At 67.3% G+C, this 21530-nt stretch carries 21 protein-coding genes and 1 pseudogene; 8 read left to right on the top strand and 14 right to left on the bottom strand.

From position 1 onward, the window contains the following. Positions 1–30: 30 nt before the first annotated feature. The 13 genes and pseudogenes from FFS20_RS00790 to FFS20_RS00730 form a co-directional block, all read right to left on the bottom strand. The gene (locus FFS20_RS00790; RefSeq protein WP_137824028.1) at positions 31–1629 is read right to left on the bottom strand and encodes an ABC-F family ATP-binding cassette domain-containing protein; all 1599 of its coding nucleotides are present in this window, start codon (positions 1627–1629) and stop codon (positions 31–33) included. 266 nt (positions 1630–1895) lie between these two features. Then, positions 1896–2351 (bottom strand): annotated as a pseudogene (locus FFS20_RS18190) (ribonuclease H); the annotation flags it as partial. A gap of 277 nt (positions 2352–2628) precedes the next feature. Next, entirely contained in the window at positions 2629–3639 is a 1011-nt protein-coding gene (locus FFS20_RS00780) for a DNA-binding protein (protein ID WP_137824026.1), read from the bottom strand. A 430-nt stretch (positions 3640–4069) separates the two neighbouring features. After that, positions 4070–4396, bottom strand: coding sequence for a helix-turn-helix transcriptional regulator (locus FFS20_RS00775; RefSeq protein ID WP_171006932.1), 327 nt, complete (start codon positions 4394–4396; stop codon positions 4070–4072). Between the two features lie 5 nt (positions 4397–4401). After that, a complete protein-coding gene (locus FFS20_RS00770) occupies positions 4402–4728 on the bottom strand; it encodes a type II toxin-antitoxin system RelE/ParE family toxin (protein WP_137824024.1) in 327 nt (108 codons plus the stop codon). Positions 4729–5061: 333 nt separating this feature from the next. After that, the gene (locus tag FFS20_RS00765; protein WP_137824023.1) at positions 5062–5397 is read right to left on the bottom strand and encodes a metal-sulfur cluster assembly factor; all 336 of its coding nucleotides are present in this window, start codon (positions 5395–5397) and stop codon (positions 5062–5064) included. Further along, complete coding sequence (gene sufU / locus FFS20_RS00760) at positions 5397–5900, bottom strand: Fe-S cluster assembly sulfur transfer protein SufU (RefSeq protein ID WP_249356339.1); 504 nt, start codon at positions 5898–5900, stop codon at positions 5397–5399. The genes FFS20_RS00765 and sufU overlap by 1 nt, the downstream gene beginning before the upstream one ends. Continuing rightward, complete coding sequence (locus FFS20_RS00755; protein ID WP_137824022.1) at positions 5897–7180, bottom strand: SufS family cysteine desulfurase; 1284 nt, start codon at positions 7178–7180, stop codon at positions 5897–5899. The genes sufU and FFS20_RS00755 overlap by 4 nt, the downstream gene beginning before the upstream one ends. Further along, positions 7180–7938, bottom strand: a complete 759-nt coding sequence (sufC, locus tag FFS20_RS00750) for a Fe-S cluster assembly ATPase SufC (RefSeq protein ID WP_137824021.1) — start codon at positions 7936–7938, stop codon at positions 7180–7182. The genes FFS20_RS00755 and sufC overlap by 1 nt, the downstream gene beginning before the upstream one ends. 11 nt (positions 7939–7949) lie before the next feature. Continuing rightward, positions 7950–8273, bottom strand: coding sequence for a non-heme iron oxygenase ferredoxin subunit (locus FFS20_RS00745; protein WP_137824020.1), 324 nt, complete (start codon positions 8271–8273; stop codon positions 7950–7952). Beyond that, positions 8270–9445: a Fe-S cluster assembly protein SufD gene (gene sufD, locus FFS20_RS00740; RefSeq protein WP_137824019.1), complete on the bottom strand. Its 1176-nt coding sequence runs from the start codon at positions 9443–9445 to the stop codon at positions 8270–8272. The genes FFS20_RS00745 and sufD overlap by 4 nt, the downstream gene beginning before the upstream one ends. Before the next feature lie 33 nt (positions 9446–9478). Next, positions 9479–10909: a Fe-S cluster assembly protein SufB gene (gene sufB / locus FFS20_RS00735; RefSeq protein WP_137824018.1), complete on the bottom strand. Its 1431-nt coding sequence runs from the start codon at positions 10907–10909 to the stop codon at positions 9479–9481. Further along, positions 10906–11625 carry a helix-turn-helix domain-containing protein gene (locus FFS20_RS00730; protein WP_137824017.1) on the bottom strand — a complete coding sequence of 240 codons (720 nt, stop codon included), beginning with the start codon at positions 11623–11625 and terminating at the stop codon, positions 10906–10908. The genes sufB and FFS20_RS00730 overlap by 4 nt, the downstream gene beginning before the upstream one ends. 119 nt (positions 11626–11744) lie before the next feature. Between FFS20_RS00730 and FFS20_RS00725 the strand changes: the two genes are divergently transcribed. The 4 genes from FFS20_RS00725 to FFS20_RS00710 are packed head-to-tail and all read left to right on the top strand — an operon-like array spanning position 11745 to position 14809. Continuing rightward, positions 11745–12680 (top strand): ABC transporter ATP-binding protein, encoded by a 936-nt coding sequence (locus FFS20_RS00725; RefSeq protein WP_137824016.1) that lies wholly within the window; start codon positions 11745–11747, stop codon positions 12678–12680. Next, entirely contained in the window at positions 12677–13462 is a 786-nt protein-coding gene (locus FFS20_RS00720) for an ABC transporter permease (RefSeq protein ID WP_249356336.1), read from the top strand. Before FFS20_RS00725 ends, FFS20_RS00720 begins: the two co-directional genes overlap by 4 nt. A 14-nt stretch (positions 13463–13476) precedes the next feature. After that, positions 13477–14382 carry a COX15/CtaA family protein gene (locus FFS20_RS00715; protein ID WP_171006931.1) on the top strand — a complete coding sequence of 302 codons (906 nt, stop codon included), beginning with the start codon at positions 13477–13479 and terminating at the stop codon, positions 14380–14382. Beyond that, positions 14345–14809 (top strand): VOC family protein, encoded by a 465-nt coding sequence (locus FFS20_RS00710; protein WP_137824015.1) that lies wholly within the window; start codon positions 14345–14347, stop codon positions 14807–14809. Before FFS20_RS00715 ends, FFS20_RS00710 begins: the two co-directional genes overlap by 38 nt. A 174-nt stretch (positions 14810–14983) precedes the next feature. Here FFS20_RS00710 and FFS20_RS00705 read toward each other — a convergent pair whose 3' ends face one another. Beyond that, positions 14984–15970, bottom strand: coding sequence for a heme o synthase (locus tag FFS20_RS00705; protein WP_137824014.1), 987 nt, complete (start codon positions 15968–15970; stop codon positions 14984–14986). 113 nt (positions 15971–16083) lie between these two features. Here FFS20_RS00705 and FFS20_RS00700 point away from each other — a divergent pair, with 113 nt between their 5' ends. From FFS20_RS00700 to FFS20_RS00685, 4 genes are all read left to right on the top strand, one after another. Then, entirely contained in the window at positions 16084–16485 is a 402-nt protein-coding gene (locus FFS20_RS00700) for a hypothetical protein (RefSeq protein ID WP_137824013.1), read from the top strand. A 215-nt stretch (positions 16486–16700) separates the two neighbouring features. Then, positions 16701–18785, top strand: a complete 2085-nt coding sequence (gene tkt / locus FFS20_RS00695; RefSeq protein ID WP_137824012.1) for a transketolase — start codon at positions 16701–16703, stop codon at positions 18783–18785. Continuing rightward, a complete protein-coding gene (gene tal / locus FFS20_RS00690; RefSeq protein ID WP_137824011.1) occupies positions 18782–19885 on the top strand; it encodes a transaldolase in 1104 nt (367 codons plus the stop codon). Before tkt ends, tal begins: the two co-directional genes overlap by 4 nt. Continuing rightward, entirely contained in the window at positions 19882–21498 is a 1617-nt protein-coding gene (locus FFS20_RS00685; RefSeq protein WP_137824010.1) for a glucose-6-phosphate isomerase, read from the top strand. Before tal ends, FFS20_RS00685 begins: the two co-directional genes overlap by 4 nt. Positions 21499–21530 lie beyond the last annotated feature (32 nt).

Raw genomic sequence — 21530 nt, 5'->3', positions numbered from 1 at the left:
GCTCTGCAGCTCGCTCAGGGGCTCAGCGGCTCAGGCGAGGGTGACGAGGTCGAGGTAGGTGTCGTTCCACAGGTCCTCATCGCCGTCGGGCAGGAGCAGCACCCGGTCGGGATCGAGTGCGGACACCGCGCCCTCATCGTGAGTGACGAGGATGATCGCTCCCTCGTAGCGGCGGATCGCTGAGAGGATCTCCTCCCGCGAGGCCGGGTCGAGGTTGTTCGTCGGCTCGTCGAGGAGGAGGACGTTGGCGCTCGAGACGACGAGGGTCGCCAGGGCCAGTCGCGTCTTCTCACCGCCGGAGAGGACTCCGGCGGGTTTGTGGACGTCGTCGCCGGAGAAGAGGAACGAGCCGAGGACGTTGCGCACCGCGGTGTCGTCGAGGTGCGGGGAGTTGCGCTGCATGTTCTCGAGCACGCTGCGGTCGAGGTCGAGCGTCTCATGCTCCTGCGCGTAGTAGCCGAGCTTGAGCCCGTGACCGGCGATGACCTCGCCGGAGTCGGGTTCGTCGAGTCCGGCGAGCAGGCGCAGCAGAGTCGTCTTCCCGGCGCCGTTGTAGCCGAGGATGACGACGCGTGAGCCCTTGTCGATCGCGAGGTCGACACCGGTGAAGACCTCCGTCGACCCGAAGCTGCGGGACAGCCCCTCGGCGGTCAGCGGCACCCGGCCGACGTCGGCGGGGGCGGGGAAGCGGAGGTTCGCGACCTTGTCGGCGCTGCGTTCCTCATCGAGGCCGGCGAGCATCCGTTCGGCGCGCTTGACCATCTGCTGGGCGGCGACGGTCTTCGTCGCCTTCGCCATCATCTTGTTCGCCTGGGCCGTCAGCGCCGCGGCCTTCTTCTCCGCGTTCGCCCGTTCGCGCCGGCGCCGGCGTTCGTCGTCCTCGCGCTGCTTGAGGTAGAGGCGGTAGCCCATCGAGTAGATGTCGATGGTCTGCCGGGTGGCGTCGAGGAAGAAGACCTTGTTGACGACTTCGTCGATGAGGTCGAGATCGTGGCTGATGACGATGAGCCCGCCGGAGTACGCCTTGAGGTAGTCGCGCAGCCAGAGCACGGATTCGGCGTCGAGGTGGTTCGTCGGCTCGTCGAGGATCATCGTGTCCGGGGCCGAGAAGAGGATCCGGGCGAGTTCGACGCGACGGCGCTGACCGCCGGAGAGTGTGCCGATCTCCTGGTTGACGAGGTCCTCGTCGAGGCCGAGGTTCGCGGCGATCGCGTACGCCTCGGACTCCGCGGCGTATCCGCCGGCGGCGACGAATTCGGCTTCGATGCGCGGGTAGCGGTCGATGGCCTTCGCCGCGACGTTCTCATCGGGTGAGGCCATCTGACGTTCGGCCTTGCGCAGGCGCTTGACGAGCACGTCGAGGTCACGGGCGCCGAGGATGCGCTCCTTCGCCGTCGCCTCGAGGTCGCCGCTGCGCGGGTCCTGCGGCAGATAGCCCACGGACCCGGAGATCGAGACGGTGCCCGAGGTGGCGGGGTGGCCGCCCATGATCACCTTCGTCAGCGTCGTCTTCCCGGCGCCGTTGCGTCCGACGAGCCCGACGCGGTCGCCCTTGTCGACGCGGAAGGACACGTCGGACATCAGGGTGCGGGCGCCGACGGCGACTTCGAGGCCGGAGGCCTGGATCATTCTCTCTCCAAACTGCGGCCAATGAGGTCGGCCAGGTATTCCTGTGGGTGGACTCCCTGGGCGCGGGCCCGGGAAACGAGTTCGTCGGCGACGGTGCGGGCCACGCGCGTGGAGACGACAGTGGTGTCGCCGCCCGGCGCGGGGGCCTCGGCGTGCGCCGGTGCCTCTGGCTCGACCGCAACGTGCGCCGGTGCTTCCGTGCCGGCCTCGGCGTGCGCCGGGGATTCCCCGCCGGCGTCGACGCTCACCGACGTCCCCACGGGGACGTATCCGGGTCCTTCGGGCACCGCTGTGCCCTTCTGGTAGGCGGTGGCGACGGCCCGGGCGCGTTCGTCGGCGGCTTCGTTCATCGCGTGGTTGTTGTGGCCCTTGACCCATTCGAACTCGACGTCGCGCCCGGTCAGCGCCTCGTCGAGGGATTCGAGGAGGTCGCGGTTGAGGACCTCCTTGCCGTCGGCCTTCTTCCAGCCCTTGCGCTTCCAGCCCGGCATCCATTTCGTCAGGGCGTTGATGACGTATTGGGAGTCGCAGAAGATCTTGAGGTCCTCGTCGACGTCGGCGGTCGATTCGAGGAGGTCGAGGACGGCCATGAGCTCGCCGCGGTTGTTCGTCGCGTTCTTCCAGCCCCCGGCGTGCCAGCAGTCGTCGTCGATGTACCAGGCCCACCCGGCGGGTCCGGGGTTGCCGAGCGCAGACCCGTCTGCGGCAGCGATGATCGTCAATGGTTCTCCTCTGGACGTCGGGCCCGGTCGTCAATGGGCCCGCACCATTGTTTCACGAACGTCGCGATGCCTGGGCACTTGTGACAGCGAGTCAAAGTTCATGATGCAGCGAAATCGCGGTCAGTGGCGTGCAGTTTATGGACGAAGTCTTTGACCGCTCGGCTGCAGAGACCAGCAGAGCAGTTCGATACGTACTTCAGAGCCGGGGCGCGCATATATCACCACCCTTTACGGTGTTGTCACAGCTCGCTCCGCTCGACAGCCTTGAGCATTTTCGTCAGCTCGTCTCTGCTTCATCGGATTCCCTATTGAGAAGGGACTGCGCGAACCAGTAGAGGCTTTGTCCCTGGTATTGCCAACCGTCGGCGGCTGAGAAGTTGTGCGAACTCACACCTGCCTGGGCGAATATCTCGTCGCGCAGCGCTGTAGGCGTCCACCGAGCGGAGGGATCCTCTGCCGCGGCCCAAAGTAGAGGCCTTACCTTGTCGTTCACCCAGGTGACCGAACGGCGGCTGGACTCAGCGGCGAGCCAATCATCGATCTGGGCGACGATCTCGGATTTCACCAGCGTGTCGAGATTTAGTTCGATCCGGGCGTGGTCAGGGATACCGCGACGCTCTGCAATGACTTTCACAGACCTGGCCCTCCGCTCCCGAGTGGCGATCCGTTCGCGCACCTGACCAGTATCCACCGCTGGAGCGGGTCGCAGAGTTCGCCCTTCGAGGTTCTCCACTGGGAAGATCTTCTGAAAGCTTGAGTAGAGCGCACCGTTATCTCGGAAGAGGCTGTATTCGTGACACTCGATCTCGAGGCCGTGGGCAACGGTGTCCGCAAGCCACTGCACGGTGGTGAGCACCTGGTCCGGAAAAGATTCGGCGACAAGGACGAGTCGCGGGAGCTTGAGGATCTCGTCGTCCCATCCGGATTCCAGATGCTCCGTCAGTTGTTCGAGGGCCTCCTCGGCGGTTGTCGCTGCGCCATTCTTGGTGAGCCAATGAGCATGCGCATCTGCGAGCATATGCCTGTCGAAGCCCGCAACAAGTGCCTCGTATGTAATCGCCTGGAGATGTACTTTGCGGTCGCTCCCCCGTTTGAGTTCGATCACCACAGTCTGACCGCTGGACGACAATGCCAGGACATCGAGAGCTTCCTTCGCCGAACCTCCCTCAACGGAGACCCAACGGTTGTACTGAGATGCGACAATCTTCAGTCCTTCGTCGATCACCTCAGGGTGGTGGACGATCCACTGCTCCAGGTGCCGCGTTTCCTCAAGGCATTCTTCGGACATGGTTGTCTCCACTGCAGGGGTAGCTGTGGCCTGGTCGATTCGAAGCAAGTGCGCCATGCACTCATCATGCCAGGGAAGCTCCTGCCAAACCGTCTGAGTTGCTCCGAAAGCCCTTTCGCGGACATCGGACGTTGAAGTCGAGCACTCGCATATTGTTGCTTGCGCCTTCGTTGACCATGGCCGGAATTCATGGAGGCAACCGCAGGCGCAAGAGGACGAAGCCCTGCCCGTATATCGAGTCGAGCACTGGTGTCTGCGCTCAACAAGCCGGGTGTCTTTTAATCTAGATTTTCGTTATCCCACGGACACGCCGTTGCGATATTCCGATGCCCGGGCGGTTGTTCTATGAACCCGCACATCCGACGTACGTTCCTCTACGCAACCTCGCCGAGGCGGCGCATCGGCCACCTCGGCGAGGAAGGTGCGGAGTTCATGAAGCGGCAAGTGCGCGGACGTACGTGGCCTGCTGGTCGATGTGCACTTCGATGACCCCGACTCGAGCCAATCGCTGAAGACTGTCCAGAGAAGGCACAGCGTCACCGCGCTCCAGTCTCGCCACTTGCGGCTGCTTCCAGTTGAGCATTCTTCCGAACGCCGTCTGCGTCAGGTTGTGCTGGGCCCGGTAGCGGACGACAGCGAGACTCACCGCGCCGGCCAAGGCGAGACGTTCCGCTTCGGCGGCGTATTCGGGATCGTCCTCCTGGCGTTCGCGGATCATCGCATCGTGGCTCTGCAGCTCCGAGAGCTTCATGATCATCACCCTCATTCCTCGATTTGATTCAGTCGCAGTTCGGCGTCTCGGCACGCTTTGGCGAAGCCCTTGCGGTCATGCTGAGCTTCCGGCCCGTAGGCCCCGACGACGAAAACCTCGCCGAACTGTCTGTACAGGGCACGTGTGATGCTCCGTCCGCCTCGAGGACGCAGTTCTCTGAGCTTCTCGGCACTTCGCACCGCACTGCTGTGCGGATATGGAAGCGATGGCCCGAGCAACGCCAGCTTCGCGATCGCGTTGTCTACGGCCACGGCCTCCCGAGCGTCAAGTCGTCTGTATTCGACTGCGGCATCGGGGTGGTCGACTACCCTCCACATGCCACGAGTATATCACTGCTGTTATACTCCGTAAGCCCCATTTTGGAGAGACGTCAACCGAGTGAACCTGGGTGAGCCCGCTGGCCGGGGTGACGTCATCATCTGCCACGACCCCAGCTAACCGAATCCACTTCCTGCAATGGCACCACTACGCACAAAACTACGCACAATTGACAGAGAATCACTCCCCGCCGCGAACAAGAGTCCCAAAGCGCCGAGACTGTTGCGACGTGCCCCGGAGGACGAACAGTTGTCCTGCGAGGGCAGCATCCTGGGACAGGAAAGGCCCTCCCACCGGCAGATTTGCTGGCAGGAGGGCCTTTTCGCGAGTGCTCAGATATTGAACCCGAGGGCGCGCATCTGCTCGCGGCCGTCCTCGGTGATCTTCTCCGGACCCCATGGCGGCATCCACACCCAGTTGATGCGGTACGCCGGCACGATGCCGTCGAGGCACTGCGCGGTCTGGTCCTCGATGACGTCGGTGAGCGGGCAGGCCGCCGACGTCAGGGTCATCTCGATGACGGCGGTGCCGTCGTCCTCCACGGCGAGGCCGTAGATGAGTCCGAGGTCGACGATGTTGACGCCGAGCTCGGGGTCGACGACGTCCATCATCGCTTCGCGCACTTCGTCGACGCTCGCGTTCTGCGGTGCATCAATGACTTCGGGCATCACTTCTCCTCGTCTTCGGTCGGTGCGGTGGGAGTCTGTTCCGGAGCTCCCGCCTGGGCTTGGCTGAGCGCGTCCTTGAACGCCATCCAGGCGAGCAGGGCGCACTTGATCCGTGCCGGGAACTTCGACACTCCGGTGAACGCCGCGGCGTCGCCGAGTATTTCCTCGTCGGCCTCGACGGTGCCCCGGGAGTGCATGAGCTCGTGGAAGGCCCCTTCGATCTCGAGCATCTCGGACACCGTCGCCGAGGCGGCGAGCTCGGTGAGCACGGACGCCGAGGCCATCGAGATCGAACACCCGTCACCGGTCCATCGCACGGTCACGGTGCCGTCGGCGGCGAGTTCGGTCTCGAGCTCGATCTCGTCCCCGCAGGTCGGGTTGACCTGGTGGGAGTGCCCGTGCGGTCCGGGCGCCGAATCGCCGAGCAGCGCGGCATTGCCGATCCGCGACCGCGAATGGTCGAGGATGACCTGCTGGTAGAGCTGCTGCATCTGGGTGGTCATGACGCCTGCGCCTTCTCCGCGGCCGGCGGGTCCTCGAGACCGAAGAACGGGCGCACCTCGGCCAGCGCGGTGAGGAAGCGCTCGACATCGTCGCCGTTGTTGTAGAGGTACGTGCTCGCCCGAGTCGAGGCGGTCACCCCGAACCGGCGGTGGAGCGGCTGCGCGCAGTGGTGACCCACGCGCACGGCCACACCCTGGGAGTCGAGGTACTGGCCGACATCGTGGGCGTGGACGCCGTCGACGTCGAAGGCCACGGTGCCGATCCGGTTCTCGGCATTGCCGAGGACCCGGATGCCGGGGATCTGCGCGATCCCCTCGAGGAGCCGGCGGCCGAGCTCGACCTCATGGTCGAAGACCCGGTCGAGGCCCACCTCGGTGAGGTAGCCGACGGCCGTCGCGAACGCCGCGACCTCGGCCACCGGCTGAGTGCCGGCCTCGAAGCGCTGCGGTGCGGGCATGAACTCCGCGGAGTCCATCGTCACGGTCGTGATCATCGACCCGCCGGTGAGCACGGGCGGGAGCGCGTCGAGGAGCTCGGTCTTCCCCCAGAGCACGCCGAGGCCGGTCGGCCCGAGCGCCTTGTGCGCGGAGAACGCGGCGAAGTCGACGTCGAGGTCGGTGAAGTCCACCGGCATGTGCGGCACCGACTGGCACGCGTCGAGAACGACGTACGCCCCGACCTCGCGGGCCCTGGCGACGAGTTCGGCGACCGGGTTGATCGTGCCCAGGACGTTCGAGACGTGGGTGAACGCGAGCACCTTCGTCGTCTCGTCGACGATCGTCTCGAGGTCGGTGAGGTCGAGCTCTCCGTCATCGGTGACCGGGATCCACCGCAGCTGCGCCCCGGTGGCCTGGGCGAGCTGCTGCCAGGGGACGACGTTCGCGTGGTGCTCCATCTCGGTGACGACGATCGAATCGCCCTCCCCGATGGCGAACCGCTGCGCGGCCTCTCCCCCGAACCCGTGGCTGGCCCGGTCGATGCCGAGGGCGACGATGTTGAGCGCCTCGGTGGCGTTCTTCGTCCACACGACCTGGTTCGGCGCACCGCCGACGAGGTTCGCCACGGCTTCCCGGCCGGCCTCGAACGTGTCGGTGGCCATGACGGCGAGCGTGTGCGCACCCCGGTGGACGGCGGCGTTGCGCTGCGTGAAGTACTCGGTGAACGTGTCGATGACGCATTCGGGCTTCTGCGACGTCGCTCCCGAGTCGAGATAGGTCAGCGGCGACTCCCCGACCCTCGCATGGAGGATCGGGAAGTCACCCCGGAGCCGAGAGAACATCAGACCGCGGACGAGAGGAAGCGGTCGTAGCCCTCGTTCTCGAGGCGCTCGGCGAGTTCCGGTCCGCCCTCCTCGGCGACCTTGCCCTTGACGATGACGTGGACGAAGTCGGGCTTGATGTAGCGGAGGATCCGCGTGTAATGGGTGATGAGGAGGACGCCGACGTCGGTCGTCTCACGGACCCGGTTGACGCCTTCGGAGACGATGCGCAGGGCGTCGACGTCGAGGCCGGAGTCGGTCTCGTCGAGGACGGCGAACTTCGGCTTGAGCATCTCCATCTGGAGGATCTCGTGGCGCTTCTTCTCACCGCCGGAGAAGCCCTCGTTGACGTTGCGGGTCGCGAACTCGGGGTCGACGCGCAACTGCTCCATCGCCGACTTGAGGTCCTTCGTCCAGTTGCGCAGCTTGGGAGCCTCGCCGTCGATCGCGGTCTTGGCCGAGCGGAGGAAGTTCGTCACGGTCACGCCGGGCACCTCGACGGGGTACTGCATGGCGAGGAAGAGACCGGCCTTGGCGCGCTCGTCGACGGTCATGTCGAGGACGTCCTCACCGTCGAGGGTGACGGATCCTCCGGTGACTTCGTACTTCGGGTGACCGGCGAGCGAGTAGGCCAGCGTCGACTTGCCCGAGCCGTTGGGGCCCATGATCGCGTGCGTCTGGTTCGAGTCGATCTCGAGGTTGATGCCGTTGAGGATCGGCTTCTGGCCGGCCTCGGTGTTGACGCTGACGTGCAGGTCGGAGATTTTCAGTGTGGACATGATTATCCTTTTCAGTTCACAGTCGTGTTCGGGTCGAGCAGGATGCGGCCGGCGATCTCCTGGCACGGGTAGACCGCGACGGGTTCGAAGGCCGGGGGGCTCAGCGGCTGGCCGGTGTTGAGGTCGAACTGGGAGCCGTGCAGCCAGCATTCGATGGCGCACCCCTCCACGTCGCCCTCGGCCAGGGACACCTCGCCGTGGGTGCACAGATCGTCGATCGCGTGGACGACTCCGAAGGAGTCGCGGGCCAGGCAGATCTCGCGGTTCTCCACGTCGATCCGCAGCGCGCTGTCGAGTGCCACATCCTCGGAGGCGGCCACGTCGATCATCGTCACAGAACGCTCCGGGACAGTTCGTCCTCGATGCGGGCCGAGAGGACCTCTTCGATCTCCGGCACCTGGATCTTCTGGATGACCTCGTTGAAGAAGCCCCGGACGACGAGCTGGCGGGCGACGTCCTCGGGGATGCCGCGCGACATCAGGTAGAAGAGGTGCTCCTCATCGAAGCGACCGGTCGACGAGGCGTGTCCGGCTCCTTCGATGTCACCGGTCTCGATCTCGAGGTTCGGCACGGAGTCGGCGCGCGCCCCATCGGTGAGGATGAGGTTGCGGTTGAGCTCGTACGTGTCGATGCCGAGCGCCTCGGGGCGGATGAGGACGTCGCCGATCCACACGCTGCGCGCGTCCTTGCCCTGCAGGGCGCCCTTGTACATGACGTTCGACGTCGCCTTCGCGGTGTTGTGGTCGATGTACGTGCGGTGCTCGAGGTGCTGGCCGGCATCGGCGAAGTAGAGGCCGAGGAGTTCGGCCTCGCCGCCGTTGGCGGAGTAGCGGACGTTGGCGTTGAGCCGGACGATATCACCGCCGAGGGTGACGACGATGTGCTTGAGCTTCGCGTCCTTGCCGACGATCGCGTCGTGCTGGCCGAGGTGCTGCGCACCGTCGTCCCACAGCTGCAGGGAGACGAAGGTGAGGTCCGCGCCGTCGCCGACGACGAGGGAGACGAGCTCGGAGTAGCGGGTCAGTCCCTCGTGCTCGACGACGATCGTCGCCTTCGCGTTCGCTCCCACGGACACGACGACATGGCCGTGGACGAGGTCGGTGCCGGTGCCGTCGGCGTGGATGACGACCGCCTCGGTGAGCTCCGTGTCAGCGGACACCGTGTAGTGGGTGACGGAGCTCGTGCGATTCGCGGCCACAGCGGCCGCCCGGTCCTCGGGTTCGAGGATGCCGAGCTCCTGGGCGGCGTCGAGGCTGATCTCCTCGACGGTGACGCCGGCAGGCAGCTCGCCGGTGACGTTCAGGCGCGCCTCGCCGGGCGCATCGGCGAAGAAGTCGCTGAGCTTGCGCACGGGCGAGAAGCGCCACTCCTCCTCCCGGCCGGTGGGCACGGGGAAGTCGGCGACGTCGAAGCTGCGGGTGCGCGCGTCGCGCTTGGCGTCGGGCACGTGGACGCCCGCGCCGTGCGAATGCTCGGAGACGCCGAGCGGGTTGGTGGTGTCAGTCACAAAATCTCCTTAAGCGTGCAGTCGGTCGCGGGCTCAGCCCACGGCGCCTTCCATCTGCAGTTCGATGAGGCGGTTGAGCTCGAGGGCGTACTCCATCGGCAGCTCGCGGGCGATCGGCTCGACGAAGCCGCGCACGATCATCGCCATCGCCTCGGTCTCCTCGAGGCCGCGCGACATGAGGTAGAAGAGCTGGTCCTCACTCACCTTCGACACGGTCGCCTCGTGGCCGAGCGTGACGTCGTCCTCGCGGATGTCGATGTAGGGGTACGTGTCCGACCGGGAGATGTTGTCGACGAGCAGGGCATCGCAGAGCACGTTGTTCGACGAGCCCTCGGCACCCGGGTAGACGTGGACGAGTCCGCGGTAGCCGGCGCGACCGCCGCCGCGGGCGACGGACTTCGAGACGATCGAGGACTGCGTGTGCGGGGCGGCGTGGACCATCTTCGCACCGGTGTCCTGGTGCTGGCCCTCGCCGGCGAAGGCGACCGAGAGCGTCTCACCGCGAGCGTGTTCGCCCGTCAGCCAGATCGCCGGGTACTTCATCGTCACCTTCGAGCCGATGTTGCCGTCGACCCATTCCATCGTCGCGCCCTCTTCGGCGATCGCACGCTTCGTCACGAGGTTGTAGACGTTGTTCGACCAGTTCTGGATCGTCGTGTAGCGGACGCGGGCGTCCTTCTTAGCGATGATCTCGACGACGGCGGAGTGGAGCGAGTCCGTCTTGTAGATCGGGGCCGTGCAGCCCTCGACGTAGTGGACGTACGAGCCCTCGTCGGCGATGATGAGCGTGCGCTCGAACTGGCCCATGTTCTCCGTGTTGATGCGGAAGTAGGCCTGCAGCGGGATCTCGACGTGGACGCCCTTGGGGACGTAGATGAACGATCCGCCCGACCACACGGCCGTATTCAGCGCCGAGAACTTGTTGTCACCCGAGGGGATGACCGAGCCGAAGTACTCCTCGAAGATCTCCGGGTGCTCCTTGAGACCGGTGTCGGTGTCGAGGAAGATGACGCCCTGGCTCTCGAGCTCCTCGTTGATCTTGTGGTAGACGACCTCGGACTCGTACTGCGCGGCGACGCCGGCGACGAGGCGCTGCTTCTCCGCCTCCGGGATGCCGAGGCGGTCGTAGGTGTTCTTGATGTCCTCGGGCAGGTCCTCCCACGACTGGGCCTGGCCCTCGGTGGAGCGGACGAAGTACTTGATGTCGGCGAAGTCGATCCCCGAGAGGTCAGCACCCCAGTTCGGCATCGGCTTCTTCTCGAAGAGCTTGAGCGCCTTGAGGCGACGCTGGAGCATCCAGTCCGGTTCGTCCTTGAGCTTCGAGATGTTGCGCACGACGTCTTCGTTGAGACCGCGAGCCGCTGCGGCTCCGGCATCGTTCTCGTCGTGCCAGCCGTATGCGTACTGCCCGAGGTCTTTGAGCTCGGGGTTCGCCTCGATGATCGGATTGCTTGTGTCAGTCATCGTGAACCTCCTTGAGGTCGATCGATTGAGTGGATGAGGGGCCTGGTGAGTTCCGAGGTCGGAATGTGGGTCGTGCAGACGTGGTCACCGTGGGCGAGCGACGAGAGTCTTCTCACATCGACGCCGAGGTATTCCGAGAACATCGCGAGCTCTGCTTCGCAGATCTCGGGGAACTCGGCGGCCACGGATTGGATCGGACAGTGTCCTTGGCACAGCTGCATCGCCTCGAGCGACGTGCCCGCCGCAACCGGTGTCGCCGAGGCGGCGTAGCCCTCACGGGTGAGCGCTGAGGCCAGGGCTCTCGAGCGCGACGCCACCGACGTCCCGCCCCGCTTCTCGAGCTCTCCGCCGAGGCGGTCGCGCAGCTTGGCGACGAAGTCGTCGGAGAAGTCGACGACCGCGTCCTCCCCCATCCGGTCCTGGAAGAACCGGAGGATGTTGACGGCGAACTCGTCGTAGGAGCGGCTGAGTTCGTCGTGGCCGCGCGAGGTGACGACGTAGTGCCTGGCCGGTCTGCCCCGCCCTGCCTGCTTCCCGGCGAGACCGCGGACCTCGATGAGTCCCTGGCCTTCGAGCGCGTCGAGGTGACGACGGATCGCTGCCGGGGTGAGCTCAAGGCCCTTTGCCAGCGCCGAGGCGGTGATGGGACCGTCGTCGAGCACGGAGCGGAACACCTTCTGCCGGGTCCTGCTGTCGTCCGCGTCGTTCGCAGTCATAGTCCACCTCCCTTGACTAACACAACACTATTGTTGCGTAAATTGTTTCGTAAAACTAGGTGAGCCTAACTGAAGGCCCGGTTTCGACGGGACGTTTCGACCGGTCGTAGAATGGTCGGGTGGCACAATCGGCACTCCTCATCCGTGGGCTGCGCTATTCCTACGGGGCGCACCACGTCGTCGACGGCATCGACCTCGACGCCCGCGTCGGCACCGTCCTCGGCGTTCTCGGCCCCAACGGGGCGGGCAAGTCGACGACGATCGCACTCGCCGTCGGCTCGAAGCGGCCCGACGCCGGAACCGTGGAGATCTTCGGTCGCGACCCGTACCGCCGCCACGAGGAGACCGCACAGCTCGCCGGTGTCATGCTCCAGGACGGCGGCCTGCCGATGAGCGCGAAGCCGCTCGCCGTCCTCCGCCACCTCGCCGCCCTCTATCCCGATCCGCGCCCGCTCGACGAGCTCGTCGAACCGCTCGGCATCCGCGAGTTCGCCAACCGGTCGATCCGCCGGCTCTCCGGCGGACAGCGCCAGCGCGTGGCGCTCGCCGCCGCCCTCATCGGCCGTCCCCGCATCGTCTTCCTCGACGAGCCGAGCGCCGGGCTCGACCCGCAGGCCCGTGAGGTCGTACACGAGGTCATCGGCGACCTCGCCGCCTCCGGGGTCAGCGTCGTCCTCACCACGCATGACCTCGCCGAGGCGGAGAAGCTCGCCGAGGACATCGTCGTCGTCGACCGCGGCAGGATCATCGCCCGCGGTGCCCCCGCGGAGCTGCGCGGCGCCTCGGCGGCGGGACGTCGGCTCGTCATCACCGTGCCCGACGCTCCCGACCCGTCGACGGACGCCGGACGGGAGCTGACCACTGCCCTGACCGCCGTCGCCCCCGCCTCGGTGCAGGGCACGCTCATCGTCGCCGCAGGGAACCTCGACAGCGCGCGCATCGCCGCCCTGTGCACGGTCATCGCCGAGGCGGGGCTGACGATCGGGGACATCAGCATGCAGTCGCAGTCGCTGGCCGATGTCTTCTTCGAACTCACGGGAAGGCCGCTGCGATGACCGAGACGACAGTCAGCGGCGCGGGTGCCTCCCAGCCGTCCACGGCACCGGGCATGCGCGCCCGGCGGGTGTTCGCCCAGGCGAAGTTCGAGACCGCAGCCGTGCTCCGCAACGGCGAACAGCTCCTGCTCGCGCTCATCCTCCCGCTCGGACTCCTCGTCTTCCTCACGACGACTCCCCTGCTCGACGCGCTCGGGGCGATCCCGGCCGGCGGCGACCGGCTGAGCATCGCGTTGCCCGGCACCCTCGGTCTCTGCCTGGCCTCGACGGCGTTCACCGGGCAGGCGATCGCCACCGCCTTCGACCGGCGCTACGGGGTGCTCGCCCAGCTCGCGACGACGCCGCTGGGCACGACAGGCCTCATCCTCGGCAAGCTCGGGGCGGTCATCGGCGTCGTCGTCATCCAGTACGCGCTCGCGTTCGGCATAGCCGCCGTCCTCGGCTACCGCGGCGGACTCGACGTCCTCGCGCTCATCATCACCACGATCCTCGGTACTGCGGCCCTGCTCGCGCTCGGGCTGCTCATGGCCGGCACGCTGCGCGCCGAGGCGACCCTGGGCGCTGCCAATCTCGTCTGGGTCCTCATGGCCGGTGCCGGCGGACTCGTCCTTCCCGCCACCGGCGAATGGGGAACCATCGTCGGCTGCCTTCCCTCCGGTGCCCTCGGGGACGCGATGCGCGCGAGCCTCGCCGGCACCTGGGACGTCACAGCTTTGATCGTGCTCCTCGTCTGGAGCCTGGTGGGAGCGCTTGCCGCACGCAGGTGGTTCCGCTTCGAATGAACAGAGGAATGCGCATGAAGAACCAAGTGACCCGAATCCGGTTCGCCGCGTGGGCGATGCTCATCGCTCAGGCCGGGATCATCTTCACCGGCGGCATCGTCCGCCTCACCGGCTCCGGACTGGGCTGCTCGGACTGGCCGAAGTGCACCCCGGATTCGCTCGTGCCCACGCAGGCGATGGGCTTCCACGGTCTCATCGAGTTCGGCAACCGCCTGCTCGCCGTGGTCCTCGCCCTCATCGGCGTCGCGATCCTCGTCCTCCTCTGGCGTCACCGGAAGGCGCGCCCGGATCTCTTCTGGCTCAACATCGCGCTCACGGCGATCGTGCCGATCCAGGCGGTGATGGGCGGGATCACCGTGTGGACGAAGCTCAACCCGTGGGTCGTCGCCGGACACTTCGTCCCCTCGGCCATCGCCGTCGGCGTCGCCGCGTACTTCGTCCGCCGTACCTATGACACCGGTGTGCGCACCGGAGAGAAGGCGCCGTCCCCGCTGCCGGCCCTCGGGTGGGCGATTCTCGTGCTCACAGCGATCGTCGTGTTCTTCGGTGTGCTCACCACCGGCGCCGGCCCCCACTCGGGATCGACGATCTCGACGCGCAACGGCCTCGACAACATCTGGATCACCCGCTTCCACGCGTTCCCCGTGTGGCTGCTCGTCATCTCGACGATCGCCGCGCTCGTCGTCGCGCGCAAGCGCTGGGCCCCGATGGTGCGCCCCCTCGTCGTCCTCCTCATCGTCGAGCTCGCACAGGGACTCATCGGGTACGTCCAGTACTTCACCGGTGTGCCCTGGGTGCTCGTGGCATTCCATATGATCGGTCTCTCGGCTACGATCGCAGCCAGTGTCGCTGTGCTCGACAGCGCGTACCCGAGGAGAACCCATGTCAACGCCGATCGTTCCGTGTCTGTGGTTCACTGACCGCGCCGAGGAGGCGATGGAGTTCTACTGCTCCGTCTTCCCGAACTCGCGCATCGTCTCGATCGAGCGGTATCCCGATGAGAGTCTCGACGAGCACTTCGTCGGGATGAGCGGGAAGGTCATCACCGGCGTCTTCGAGCTCGACGGCAACCGCTTCATCTGCCTCGACGGCGGACCCGCGTTCACCTTCAATGAGGCGATCTCGCTGACTGTCGAATGCGCCGACCAGGCGGAGATCGACCACTACTGGCAGGCGCTGTCCGCGGTGCCCGAGTCCGAGCAGTGCGGCTGGCTCAAGGACCGGTACGGGATCAGCTGGCAGATCGTGCCGAAGAACCTCGACGAGCTGATGACCGGCGACGCTCAGGTGCGCGCACTCATGGGGATGAAGAGGATCGTCATCGCCGACCTCGTCGCCGCCGGCTGACCTGCCGGCTCAGGAACAGCCTCGGCGTGCCTGCACCACCCGGAGACTCACTGACAACCTCGGCGCGCCTGCGCCACTCGCAGCTGCGCAGTTCGTTCACTCAGGGATGAGCACACCGTGGGCACGGGTGGTGCGTGGAACCTCAGGTGCGGGGCGGCAGAAGCTAGCCGCCGGTCACCAGAGGCTCGGCAGCAGCGGGGTGACGAACGGGTCGACGGCGACGGCGAGGAAGAGCACCGACAGGTACGTGATCGAGCCGTGGAAGACCTTCATCGCCCGCAGCGAGGTGCCGCTGAGACCCTTCTTCGCGCGGGACACGAGCTGGTAGCAGGACCAGAGGAACCAGGCACCGGCGAGCACTGCAACGGCCGTGTAGACCGGGCCCATCGGGGCGACGGGGATGAGCACGAGCGAGGTGAGCACCATCGCCCAGGCGTAGAGGATGATCTGGCGGCCCACCGAGGTCGGCGGGACCTTCGACGGCAGCATCGGCACACCGGCGGCGTCGTAGTCGGCCTTGTACTTGATTGCGAGCGGCCAGTAGTGCGGCGGCGTCCAGAAGAAGATGACGAGGAAGAGGATGACCGGCTCCCACGACAGTCCGCCGGTCACCGCCGACCAGCCGATGAGCACCGGCATGCAGCCGGCCGCGCCGCCCCACACGATGTTCTGCGTCGTCCGGCGCTTGAGGACGAGCGTGTAGAAGACCGCGTAGAGGAGGATCGCCGAGGCGGTCAGTCCTGCCGTCACCCAGTTCGTGAAACCGCCGAGCCAGAAGATCGATCCGATGCCGAGGACGAAGGCGAAGATCAGGGCCGCGCGCGGCGAGATCTCGCCGGTGACGAGCGGACGGTGCTTCGTCCGATCCATCTTCGCGTCGATGTCGCGGTCGACGTAGCAGTTGAACACCGACGCCGAGGCGGCTGCGGCGGCCCCGCCGATGAGGGTGTTGAGGACGAGCCAGAGATTCGGCATGCCGTTGGCGGCGAGGAACATCACCGGGGCGGTGGTGACGAGGAGGAGTTCGATGACCCGCGGCTTCGTCAGGGCGATGTAGGCGCCGATGATCGACCGGGGTTTCTGCGAGTGTCGAGCTTCGTCGATGGTCCTCTGCAGAGGTCGTTCACTCTGCGTGCCCGGGTTCTGACGAAGTTCACTCACGAGACACGATTCTACTCTGTGTCGAATGAATTTCCAGTTGGGGTCGGGCGAGTCGCCCTGTCATCGGGACCGGATGCGCGGTCAGCGGGACCCTGCGCGCGCTCACGGCGGCGGTGGAGAAGCACCGCGACGCCCCCGACGACCAGCCCCACCACGACGAGTGCGGCCCACAGGACCGCCGCGAGGACGACCAGTCCGAGCCCCGCGAGGGGGTCGTCGAGTGTGAGCATCTCGACATCGAGGATGAGGCCGTAGGCTCCGGCGACCACTGTGAAGACCACCGCCGCCCACCAGATGAGGCCGGCAGGTCGGGCGATCGCGAGGACGACGAGGACGACGAGGAAGGGGCCCGCGCCGAGGAGGAAGGCGAGCAGCCAGCTCCCGACCGCCTCGGCGCCGGCATCGTTTCCGAATGGCTCGAGGAAGAGGGTCGTGAAGACGATCCGCCAGACGAGGACGAGGACGGTCAGGCTGATGCCGAGGATCCGGAATGTCCGCGCATGGCGCGCGGGTGATCGACGAGACAGGGGCGGGTGTTGGAGGCTGCGGGGAATGGGGAGTTCTCCTTGAGGCGAGCGTGGACGTGCCGGTGACGAGGTTCGGGCAGCACAGTGGGGACACTGCCAGCGTAGTGGCTGTATCAACCGGTGTCCGGACGGGGAGGGTCGGGCCGGTGCGCGGTAGAGTTTGAGAGGACGCATCGCCGACGACAGAAGGAACGCTCTCAGACATGAATGCCCTGTCCTGGACAGACCTCGACTCACAGGCAGTCGACACCGCCCGCCTCCTCGCCGCAGACGCCGTGCAGAAGGTCGGAAACGGACACCCCGGCACCGCGATGAGCCTCGCTCCCGTCGCCTACTACCTCTACCAGAAGGCCCTCACGCTCGACCCGTCCGATCCCACGTGGGTCGGCCGTGACCGCTTCGTCCTCTCCCTCGGTCACAGCTCGCTGACGCAGTACGTCCAGCTCTACCTCGCCGGCATCGGCCTCGAGCTCGACGACCTCAAGGCGCTGCGCACGTGGGATTCGCTCACTCCCGGCCACCCCGAGGTCGGGCACACTCCCGGTGTCGAGATCACCACGGGCCCGCTCGGCTCAGGTGTCGCCTCGGCGGTGGGCATGGCGATGGCCTCCCGCCGCGAACGCGGACTCTTCGATCCCGACGCCGCCCCCGGCACTTCGCCGTTCGACCACGACATCATCGTCCTCGCCTCCGACGGCGACATGGAGGAGGGCGTCTCCGGTGAGGCCTCCTCGCTCGCCGGCACCCAGGAGCTGTCGAACCTCATCGTCATCTGGGACGACAACCGCATCTCCATCGAGGACGACACCGCGATCGCCTTCGGCGAGGACACCGCGGCGCGCTATGAGGCCTACGGCTGGCACGTCCAGCACGTCGACTGGACTGCCGACGGAGAGTACACCGAGGACCTCGATGCCCTCCACGCCGCCGTCGAGGCCGCGCGCGCCGACTCCCGTCCCTCCTTCATCCGCCTCTCGACGATCATCGCGTGGCCGGCCCCGAACGCCCGGAACACGGGGGCCGCGCACGGCGCCGCCCTCGGTGAGGAGGAGGTGCGGGCGACGAAGGAGCTGCTCGGCTTCGATCCCGATGCGACCTTCGCGATCTCCCCCGAGGTGCTCGAGCACACCCGCCGCAGCGCCGAGGAGCGCGGCCGCGCCGCTCACCTCGCGTGGAAGGAGAAGTACGCGGCATGGCGCGACGCCAACGGCGACCGCGCCGCGCTGTTCGACCGCCTCTCCACCCGCACCCTGCCCGAGGGCCTCGACGGAGACTTCCCCGTCTTCGACGCCGACGCGAAGGGCATCGCAACCCGCGCCGCCTCCGGCCAGGTGCTCAATGCCATCGCGGCCCGGATGCCCGAACTTTGGGGCGGGTCGTCCGACCTCGCGGGGTCGAACAACACCCTCATCAAGGCCGACCCGAGCTTCCTGCCGACCGACCGCTCGACGGACTCGTTCTCCGGCAACCCGTACGGACGCAACATCCACTTCGGCGTCCGCGAGTTCTCCGCCGGCCTCATCGGCAACGGCATCGCCCTCCACGGCGGGACCCGCCCCTACAACGGCACGTTCCTCGTCTTCAGCGACTACCAGCGACCCGCCGTGCGCCTGGCCGCCATCCAGAAGCTGCCGAACATCTTCGTGTGGACCCATGATTCGATCGGCCTCGGTGAGGACGGCCCCACCCATCAGCCCGTCGAGCATCTCTCGGCCCTGCGCGCGATCCCCGGCCTCGACGTCGTCCGCCCCGCCGATGCCAACGAGACCGCGGTCGTGTGGCGGAAGATCCTCGACCGCACCGACGGCCCCAGCGGCCTCATCCTCAGCCGGCAGGCCGTGCCGACCCTCGACCGGACGAAGTACGCCCCGGCCTCCGAGGCGGCCCGCGGCGGCTACGTCCTCCTCGACACCGGCGACGACCCGCAGGTCGCGATCATCGCCACCGGCTCGGAGATCCAGCTCGCGATCGCCGCTGCCGAGGAGCTCGAGACCAAGGGAATCGCGGCTCGCGTCATCTCGATGCCGAGCCAGGAATGGTTCGACGCCCAGGACGAGGACTACCGCGATGCCGTCCTCCCCCGGTCGCTCAAGGCTCGCGTCAGCGTCGAAGCCGGATCGGCGATGAGCTGGCACCGCTACCTCGGCGATGCCGGCCGGGCCGTGTCCCTCGAGCATTTCGGCGCCTCAGCGGACGCCGCGACGCTCTTCGAGAAGTTCGGCATCACCGCCGAGGCGGTCGTCGCCGCGGCCGAGGAATCCATTGCAGCAGCGAAGGGAGAAGCATGAGCGAGAACCTCACCCGCCTCACCGAGGCCGGCGTGTCCGTGTGGCTCGACGATCTGTCCCGCACCCGGCTCGAGTCCGGAGACCTCCAGACCCTCATCGATGAGTCGTCGGTGACCGGGGTGACGACGAACCCGACGATCTTCGCCACCGCGATCGCCGGCTCCGACAGCTATGACGGCGCGCTCTCCGACCTCGCCGCCTCCGGTGCCGACGTCGAAGAGGCGATCGAATCGCTGACCACCGACGATGTCGCCGCCGCTGCCCGGCTGCTGCGTCCCGTCTACGACGCCACCGAGGGCGCCGACGGACGCGTCTCGATCGAGGTCCCCCCACCGCTGGCCCGCGACACCGCGGGCACGGCGTCGGCGGCGAAGCTCATGTGGGAGCGGGTCGGCGAGCCGAACGCGATGATCAAGATCCCCGCCACCGAGGAGGGTCTGAGCGCGATCGCCGACACCATCGGCGCCGGCATCAGCGTCAACGTCACGCTCGTGTTCTCTCTCTCGCGCTACCGGCACGTCGTCGAGGCGTACCTCCAGGGACTGGAGAAGGCGCGGGCCGCCGGCCACGATCTCTCGACGATCCGCTCGGTCGCCTCGATCTTCGTCTCCCGCGTCGATGCGGAGATCGACAAGCGCCTCGCCGCCCTCGACGACCCGGCCGCCGCGGAGCTCGCCGGTCGCGCGGGCATCGCCAACTGCGTGCTCGCCCACGAGATCCACTCGCAGCTCTTCACCTCCGAGCGCTTCCGCGTCCTCGAACTCGCCGGAGCTCAGCCCCAGCGGCTCCTGTGGGCGTCGACCGGCGTGAAGAACCCGGACTACCCGGACACGATGTACGTCACCGGTCTCGTCTCCCCCGACACCGTCAACACGATGCCCGAGGCGACGCTGCGCGCCTTCGCCGACCACGGCGAGGTCGGGGCTCCCATCGCCGCCGAGGACTACCGGGCCGCCGATGAGGTCTTCGACCGACTCGCCGGGCTCGGCATCGACTACGCCGATGTCATGACCGTCCTCGAGACCGAGGGCCTGGAGAAGTTCGACGTCAGCTGGACCGAGCTCCAGGGCACCGTCCGTCGGGCATTGGAGCGCGCATGAGAGTCGAACTCAGCGTTCCCATCAGTGCGGAGTTCGACGCCGAGCTCGACCGCCTGCTCAGCGCCCGGGTGCCCTCCCGGATCGCGGCGCAGGACGCGAGCGTCTTCTCCGACTCCGTCGCCGCCGATCGTCTCGGCTGGGTCGATCTCGCCGGCCGGGCCGGTGAGCTCGTCACCGAAATCGAGGCGCTGCGCGAGGAGTTGGCAGCGCAGGGTCTGCGTTCGATCAGCCTCACCGGCATGGGCGGCTCCTCGCTCGCTCCCGAGGTGATGGCGGCGTGGGCCGGGGTCGACCTCGAGATCGTCGATTCGACCGATCCCAATCAGGTCGCCGAGGCGATCGGCACCGACCTCGACCACACCGTCCTCGTCATCGCCTCGAAGTCGGGGACGACGATCGAGACCGACGCCATCCGGCGTGCGTTCGCCGCGGCGTTCGAGGCCGTCGGCATCGACCCGGCCAGCCGGTTCATCGCGATCACCGATCCGGGGACCGAACTCGCTGAGCTCGCGAGTGCCGAGGGCTACCTGGCGACGTTCCACGCCGACCCGAACGTCGGCGGCCGGTTCAGTGCGCTCTCCCCGTTCGGCCTCGTCCCTGCCGGTCTCGCCGGGGTCGACATCCGCCGGATCGTCGAGTCCGCGGCGGGCATCGCCGCCGACCTCGGCGCCGACAGCGCGGACAATCCGGCGCTGCGGTTCGGCACCTGGCTGGGCATCGCCCACGCCCGGGCCACGGAGAAGCTCGTCCTCGCCCCCACCTCGGCGGCGCTTGACGGTCTGGGAGCCTGGGTCGAGCAGCTCATCGCCGAATCGCTCGGCAAGGACGGCCAGGGGATCCTCCCCGTCGTCCTCGACGAACCCGGTGATGTCGGCTTCGCCGACGCCCGCGCCGATGCCCTGCTCTGCACGCTCGGACCGGCCACGACGATCGGCGCGCCCTCGGGCTTCAACGCCGAGGTCGACGGCGATCTGGGCGAGCAGTTCCTCTTCTGGGAGTTCGCCACGGCGATCGCCGGCTACAGCATCGGAGTCGACCCATTCGATCAGCCGGATGTCGAGGCGGCGAAGGCCTTCGCCCGGGAGGCCCTCGACACGGGCACCCACGCCGAGGAGATCCCGGCGTTCGTCGACGGCGCCGTCGAGGTCTACGGCGACATCGATGAGGCCGACGACCTCGTCGGGGCCCTCCGTGAGCTCTTCGCACAGGTCGACGAGTACGGCTACGTCGCCATCCAGGCCTACCTCGATCGGCTCGGCGACGCCGAGGCGGTCGACCTCCGTCCGCTCGTCTCCCGGCACGCCGGGGTGCAGACGACGTTCGGATTCGGCCCGCGCTACCTCCACTCGACGGGCCAGTACCACAAGGGCGGGCACCCCAACGGCGTGTTCCTCCAGATCACGGCCGACCCGCGCACGGAACTCCTCGTGCCCGGCCGCGGCTACGGGTTCGGTGAACTCGAGCAGGCGCAGGCGCTCGGCGATGCCGCGGCCCTGCGGGCGAAGGGGCGTCCGGTGCTCCGGGTCCATCTCACCGATCGGGCCCGCGGTCTCGAACAGCTCCGCAGCGCCGTCTCCGAGGTCGCCCCGCACCACCACTTCGGAGTCGACTGACCTGGCGAACACAGCGAAGGCCCTCACCGGTA

The organism is Brevibacterium sp. 2SA, from assembly GCF_005502845.1.
Classification (GTDB): Bacteria; Actinomycetota; Actinomycetes; order Actinomycetales; family Brevibacteriaceae; genus Brevibacterium.
This window is presented reverse-complemented; position numbering and strand designations above follow the sequence as displayed.